Origin of the sequence: Alistipes sp., assembly GCF_048465575.1 — a bacterium.
Classification (GTDB): domain Bacteria; phylum Bacteroidota; class Bacteroidia; order Bacteroidales; family Rikenellaceae; genus Alistipes.
This window is the reverse complement of sequence record NZ_DBFWLG010000014.1, coordinates 1-1,643: the sequence shown is the minus strand read 5'-3', so window position 1 is coordinate 1,643 and position 1,643 is coordinate 1. Positions and strand designations below refer to the sequence as shown.

Here is a 1,643-nt window from a genome sequence, read left to right as displayed (position 1 = left end):
AAGCTCACCGCCGAGGAGCGGCAGCGCAAGCACGAGGAGGAGATGCAACCCCGACCGTTCGAGGGGTTATTGGAGCCGCACCACCGCGAGGGATCGCTCGTCAGGGTGAACACCGTCGGTGTGCGTTATCAAATCGGTTACCTGAAAGACGTTACCCGCTATGGCGCGACGTTCCACCCGCTCGATGTGGACAAGGCGCAGCGGGAGAAGATCGCAGCCTATATTCCTGTGCGTGACGCTTATGAGCGGCTCTATGCCTACGAAGCCGACAAGCACGAAGAGGACAAGATGCAGCGCGAGAACCTGAACGCCCGTTACGATGAGTTCGTCGCGCGGTACGGTTCGCTCAATGCCAAAGCGAACGTCAAATTGATTATGATGGACGCATCGGGGCGCGATCTCCTTGCGGTGGAGCAGGCGGAGAACGGGCAGTTCGTCAAGGCCGACATCTTCGACCATCCGGTAGCGTTCGCGCTCAACGAAACGACGCACGTCGATACGCCCGAAGAAGCTCTCGCGGCTTCGCTCAACCGATACGGAGGCGTGAATCTCGATTACATGGAATCCTTGTCGGACAACAGCCGCGAGGAGCTGATCGACGAGTTGAAAGGGCGTATCTTTTACAATCCGCTGGTCGGCGGCTACGAGATCAAAGACCGCTTTATCGCAGGCAACGTGGTGGATAAGGCGGAGCGCATCGAGGCATGGATGAGTGAGAACCCGCACGGCGAACGGGAGAAAGAAGCCCTTACCGCCTTGCAGGAGGCCGCGCCGCGTCCGATTACGTTCGACGAGCTGGATTTCAACCTCGGCGAGCGGTGGATACCCACGGGCATCTATTCCGCTTACGCCTCCTACCTGTTCGATACCGATGTGCGCATCGGCTACTCGGAAAGCATGGACGACTATGCCGTCAAGAGCGGCGTAAAGAACGCCAAGATTCTCGACCAATATTGCGTCAAAGGGTATTACCGTACCTACGACGGTATCGCCCTGCTGAAACATGCCCTTGTGAATACCGTACCCGATATGAAAAAGAGCATCGGCAAGGACGAACACGGCAACGACATCAAGGTGCGCGACAGCGAGGGCATACAGCTCGCCAATGCCAAGATCGACGAGATACGTAACGGTTTCGTGGAGTGGCTCGCGGAGCAGTCGCCGGAGTTTCAGCAACGGCTAACGGATATGTACAACCGCAAGTTCAACTGCTTCGTGCGTCCGCAGTACGACGGTTCGCACCAGACGTTCCCCGATCTCGACCTGAAAGCCCTCGAAAAGCGGTTCAATATCAAGGATGTATATCAGAGCCAAAAGGACTGTATTTGGATGTTGAAGCAGAACGGCGGGGGCATCTGCGACCATGAGGTCGGCACGGGTAAAACGCTGATTATGTGCGTGGCGGCGCATGAGATGAAGCGGCTGGGGCTGGCGCACAAGCCGATGATTATCGGACTGAAAGCCAACGTCGCGGAGATCGCCGAGTGCTACCGCACGGCTTATCCCAATGCGAAGATACTCTATGCCTCGGAAAAGGACTTTTCGCCCGAAAACCGCGTGCGGTTCTTCAACAACATCAAGAACAACGACTACGATTGTGTCATCATGTCGCACGACCAATTCGGCAAGATACCGCAGTCGCC

At 56.7% G+C, this 1,643-nt stretch carries 1 pseudogene; it reads left to right on the top strand.

The features are described 5' to 3' along the window. A pseudogene (locus tag ACMQ11_RS05190) lies at positions 1-1,643 on the top strand (DNA methylase); the annotation flags it as partial.